The following is a 4,618-nucleotide window of genomic DNA, read 5'->3' on the forward strand; positions in this document are numbered from 1 at the left end:
CAGCCGCGCGCCGGCGGCGGTCACGGTGCGGTCCACCGCGCCCAGCAGGCAGTCGCGCGGCCCGCCGCGGGTCGCGCCGTCAGGCGCGCTGCCGCGCAGCGGGCGCAGGATCTCGAGGCTGGCGCGCGTCGCGGCATCCATCTGCAGCACGCCGCGGCCGCCGCGCGGCACCGGCCGCGCCAGATGCGGCAGGGCGCGCCCGCCCTCGCCCTTCTGCGTCGCCCGGACATAGTCGAGCGCCATGGCCGCCGCCGCCGCTTCGGCGGCCGAGAAGCTGCCGAAGCCATCGAGGGTGGCGACGCCCCAGGCCTCGGCCAGGCGGCGGGCGCCGTCGCGCGGCGGCGTCGCCTCCACCGCGCCGGGCAGGGCCAGCGCCGGTGGCGCCAGCACCTCCGCCGGCTCCAGCCGCGCCAGCAGGGCCGGCAGGTCCGCGGCGGCCAGAGCCTCGGTCTCGAAGGCGCCCGTGCTGAGGTCGAGCCAGGCGGCGCCCAGCCGATCCCCGTCCCTGTCGGCCTGCGGCACCAGGGCCAGCAGCCAGGCCGGGCGGGCGGCGTCCAGCAGCGCCTCCTCCGTCACCGTCCCCGGCGTGACCAGCCGCACCACCTCCCGCCGCACCGCGCTCGCCTTGCGGCGCTTCGCTTCCTCCGGCGTCTCCATCTGCTCGGCGATCGCCACCCGGAAGCCGCGGCGGATCAGCCGGGCAAGGTAGGTCTCGTGGCTGTGCGCCGGCACGCCGCACATCGGCACCCGCTCGCCCTGATGCTCCCCCCGGTAGGTCAGCGCGATGTCGAGCGCTTCCGCGGCGGCTTCCGCGTCGGCGAAGAACATCTCGTAGAAGTCGCCCATGCGGAAGAACAGCAGCGCCTCCGGCTGCGCCGCCTTCAGCGCGAACCACTGCGCCATGGCGGGGGAGGCGCCGGCCGCGCTCGGCAGCCGCGCGGCGGAAACGGTGGCCTGGTCCATGCCGCTGTTCAGATCCATGCCGCTGTGTAGAGCAGATCGCGGCGCAGCGTGAACGCCCCGGCCGCGCACCCCGGGGCATCGCGCGGCGCCCGACGATCGGCCGGACCCGGCCGGCCGTCCCCCCGCGGCCGCTGGTCCCGTCCGCCGGCCGCGGCCGCTTCGCGGCTGCGAAGCCGCGGCCTTCACGCCGCAGCCGCCCCCTGCCTAAATGGCGGCAAGGGAGGGGGCGCCGGGTCGGGCCCCTCTGGCGGCGAGAGGACCTGAGAGCAATGGATGACGCACCGAAGGCCGGGATCGCCGGCTCGCTCGCCGATGGCCGCACCGCCCGCGTGACGCCGGAGGAGGCGCTGGCGCTGCACGCCGAGGGACGTCCCGGCAAGCTGGAGATCCGCCTCACCAAGCCGCTGATCACCGCCCGCGACCTGTCGCTGGCCTATTCGCCCGGCGTGGCGGAGCCCTGCCTGCACATCCACCGCGACCCGTCGCTCGCCTATGACTACACCGCCAAGGGCAATTTCGTCGCCGTCGTGTCCAACGGCACCGCCGTGCTCGGCCTCGGCAATCTCGGCGCCCTCGCCTCCAAGCCGGTGATGGAGGGCAAGGTCGCGCTCTTCAAGCGCTTCGCCGACGTGGACGGCATCGATCTCTGCCTCGACACCGAGGATGCGGACGAGTTCGTCAACGCGGTCCGCTTCCTCGGCCCCAGCTTCGGCGGCATCAACCTCGAGGACATCAAGGCGCCCGAATGCTTCGTCATCGAGCAGCGGCTGCGCGAGCTGATGGACATCCCGGTCTTCCATGACGACCAGCACGGCACCGCCATCGTCGCCGCCGCCGGGCTGATCAACGCCGCGCACCTGACCGGGCGGGACCTGGCGGCCACCCGCCTGGTCATCAACGGCGCCGGCGCCGCCAGCATCGCCTGCGCCGAGCTGATGCGGGCCATGGGCATGCGGCCCGAGAACATCATCATGTGCGACACCAAGGGCGTGCTGTACCGCGGCCGCACCGAGGGCATGAACCAGTGGAAGTCGGCGCATGCCGTCGAGACCAGGGCGCGGACGCTGTCCCAGGCGCTGGAGGGCGCCGACGTCTTCTTCGGCCTGTCGGTCAAGGGCGCGGTGACGCAGGAGATGGTCCGCGCCATGGCGGACAAGCCGATCATCTTCGCCATGGCGAACCCCGACCCCGAGATCACGCCGGAGGAAGCCAAGGCCGCGCGCCCGGACTGCATCGTGGCGACCGGCCGCAGCGACTACCCGAACCAGGTGAACAACGTCCTCGGCTTCCCCTTCATCTTCCGCGGCGCGCTGGACGTGCGGGCCAGCACCATCAACGACCAGATGAAGATCGCCGCCGCCCGGTCCCTGGCCCTGCTGGCGCGGGAGGACGTGCCGGAGGAGGTGGGGTCGGCCGGCGCCGGCAAGTCGCTGCGCTTCGGCCCCGAATACATCATCCCCAACGCCTTCGACCCCCGGCTGATCTCCCGCGTGCCGGTCGCGGTCGCCAAGGCGGCGATCGACAGCGGCGTGGCGCGCCGGCCGATCACCGACCTCAACCGCTATGCCCGCAACCTGGCAGGCCGGCTGGACCCCACCGCCAATGCGCTGGAACTGATCACCGAGCGGGTGCGTGCCAACCCGAAGACGGTGGTCTTCGCGGAGGGCGAGGAGGAGAAGGTGATCCGCGCCGCCATCGCCTTCCACCAGGCGGGCTACGGCACGCCGGTGCTGGTGGGGCGGGAGGACCGGATCCATGCCACCACCCGCGCGCTCGGCCTGCCGCTGCCGGAAGGCATCCAGATCCGCAATGCCCGCAACTCCGACAGCAACCGGCGCTTCGCGGAATACCTCTATGGCCGGCAGCAGCGGCACGGCTTCCTGTTCCGCGACTGCCAGCGGCTGGTCAACCAGGACCGCAACGTCTTCGCCGCCTGCATGGTCGCGCTGGGCGACGCCGACGCCATCGTCACCGGCGTGACGCGCAGCTATGCCGTGGCGCTGGAGGGCATCCTCTCCGCCATCGATCCCGCGCCGGGCGGGACGATGTTCGGCCTGACCCTGCTGCTCGCCCGCGTCTCCGGTACCGTCTTCGTCGCCGACACCGCGATCCATGAGCGGCCGGATGCGCAGACCCTGGCCGAGATCGCCATCGCCTCCGCCGCCGCGGCCCGGCGGCTGGGGCATGAGCCGCGGGTGGCCTTCCTCTCCTTCTCCACCTTCGGCGACCCCAAGGGATCGATCCCCGGCAGCATCCGCGATGCGGTCAAGCTGCTGGACCAGCGGGAGGTGGATTTCGAGTATGACGGCGAGATGTCGGCCGACGTGGCGCTGGACCCGGCGCTGCGGGCCCACCTCTACCCCTTCTGCCGGCTGACCGGCGCGGCGAACGTCCTGGTGATGCCCGGCCTGCATGCCGCGCATATCCTGACCAAGGCGGTGCCGCGGCTGACCAGCGGCACGGCGATCGGGCCGCTGCTGATGGGCCTGGCCAAGCCGGTGCAGATCGTGCCGGTGGATGCCGGCGTCGGGCAGGTGCTGGACATGGCCTGCCTCGCCGCCCATGCCGCAATCGCCCGCTGACCGCCGGGCATCGGCCGGGCCCGGCCATGGCGCCGCCGCTCTTCACCATCGGGTATGAGGGGGCGACGCCGGATGCGCTGGTCGCCGCCCTGCGCGCGGCGGGCGTGACCCGGCTGGTGGATGTGCGGGAACTGCCGAACAGCCGCCGCCCCGGCTTCGCCAAGCGGGCCCTTTCGGCGGCGCTGGAAGCGGCGGGGATCGCCTATGACCACGCCCGGGCGCTGGGCACCCCGGCCGAGGGCCGCGCCGCGGCCAAGGCGGGCCGCACGGCCGAGATGCAGCGGATCTTCGCCGCCCGCCTGGCCGGGACGGAGGCCCAGGCTGCGCTGGCGCAACTCGCCGGCCAGGCGCGGGCGGAACGGGTCTGCCTGCTCTGCCTGGAAGCCGACCCGATGCGCTGCCACCGGCGGCTGGTGGCGGAGGCCGTCGCTGCCTCGGACGAATTCGTGATCGCCCACCTGCATCCGCAGGGCATGCTGCCCCGTAGCTGACAGGGAAGGGGGAATTGCGATGTCGCTGAGCCTGATCCTGCACGACCTCTCCGCCGTCGGGGCCGAAGCGGAGTCGCGCTTCTTCGAGGCCATCTTCCAGGTCGCGCCCGAGCATTGGCGGGTACGGCCGGAGGCAACGCTGGCGGCGACCACCGTCTCCCCGGCCTATCTGCGCGACCACCTGCTGGCCAGCCTGCCAGCCGACCGGCGCCCGGGGACCCTGCTGCTGGTCACCCGCATGCCGCCGGATGCGAGCTGGAACGCCCTGTCCGGCCAGGGGGATGCCTGGGTGCAGGACATGCTGAACGAGGGCTGAGCCCGGCAGGGCTGGGACGGATCGCGGCGCGGCCGCGGCCCGCGGTCACACCCCGCCTTCGGTCCGCAGCGCGTCGCCGAAGGGGTCGCGCGGCGGTGCCGCGCCCGGGCCCGCCAGGGCCAGTTGCTGCCGCGCCTCGGCGATCTCCGCCTCGGCCCGGGCCAGGCGCTGATGCGCCGCCTCGATCCGGCTCACCGCCTCCTGCGCGCAGGCATCGACCAGCGCCTTGGCCCGCCGCTCGCGCAGGGCGGCGCGGGCGCGGGCGG

At 73.8% G+C, this 4,618-nt stretch carries 5 protein-coding genes; 3 read left to right on the forward strand and 2 right to left on the reverse strand.

Annotated features, from left to right (window positions below; all coding sequences use genetic code 11):
- Positions 1 to 981, reverse strand: a 981-nt coding sequence (locus E2C05_RS28905) for a MutS N-terminal domain-containing protein (protein ID WP_456306536.1), incomplete at its 3' end; no start/stop codon positions are given.
- Between the two features lie 251 nt (positions 982 to 1,232).
- On the opposite strand from E2C05_RS28905, the gene E2C05_RS28910 reads away from it, so the two are divergent.
- From E2C05_RS28910 to E2C05_RS28920, 3 genes are read left to right on the forward strand one after another with little or no spacing between them, the layout of a single operon-like run.
- Positions 1,233 to 3,545: an NADP-dependent malic enzyme gene (locus E2C05_RS28910; protein ID WP_133223087.1), complete on the forward strand. Its 2,313-nt coding sequence runs from the start codon at positions 1,233 to 1,235 to the stop codon at positions 3,543 to 3,545.
- Between the two features lie 26 nt (positions 3,546 to 3,571).
- Positions 3,572 to 4,036, forward strand: coding sequence for a DUF488 domain-containing protein (locus tag E2C05_RS28915; protein ID WP_133223088.1), 465 nt, complete (start codon positions 3,572 to 3,574; stop codon positions 4,034 to 4,036).
- A 19-nt stretch (positions 4,037 to 4,055) separates the two neighbouring features.
- Positions 4,056 to 4,352, forward strand: coding sequence for a hypothetical protein (locus tag E2C05_RS28920; RefSeq protein WP_133223089.1), 297 nt, complete (start codon positions 4,056 to 4,058; stop codon positions 4,350 to 4,352).
- A gap of 45 nt (positions 4,353 to 4,397) precedes the next feature.
- On the opposite strand, the gene E2C05_RS33545 is transcribed toward E2C05_RS28920, so the two are convergent.
- Positions 4,398 to 4,618: hypothetical protein (locus E2C05_RS33545; RefSeq protein WP_158292443.1), on the reverse strand; the 221-nt coding region annotated here is incomplete at its 5' end.

It is taken from the genome of Paracraurococcus ruber, from assembly GCF_004353985.1.
Lineage (GTDB): Bacteria > Pseudomonadota > Alphaproteobacteria > Acetobacterales > Acetobacteraceae > Paracraurococcus > Paracraurococcus ruber.